The sequence below is a fragment of the Mammaliicoccus sp. H-M34 genome (genome assembly GCF_022386495.1).
Lineage (GTDB): Bacteria > Bacillota > Bacilli > Staphylococcales > Staphylococcaceae > Mammaliicoccus > Mammaliicoccus fleurettii.
The window spans coordinates 1-249 of sequence record NZ_JAJNIK010000035.1 but is presented as its reverse complement, the minus strand read 5'-3'; the positions used below and the strand labels follow the sequence as shown (position 1 = coordinate 249).

1 rRNA gene is annotated in these 249 nt (G+C 37.3%); it reads left to right on the top strand.

Annotated elements, in window-relative coordinates:
- A 16S ribosomal RNA gene (locus LQ608_RS12455) occupies nucleotides 1–72 on the top strand; the annotation flags it as partial.
- Nucleotides 73–249: the final 177 nt, after the last annotated feature.

Genomic DNA, 249 nt, shown 5'->3' with positions numbered 1-249 from the left:
GTGGGACAAATGATTGGGGTGAAGTCGTAACAAGGTAGCCGTATCGGAAGGTGCGGCTGGATCACCTCCTTTCTAAGGATATTACGGAATGACCATTAGGTCATGGAATAACGGAGACATATTGTATTCAGTTTTGAATGTTTATTTAACATTCATCATTGCACATTGAAAACTAGATAAGTAAGCAAATAGATTTTACCAAGCAATAAACCGAGTGAATTTCTAACGAAATTCAAGCTTAATAATCGC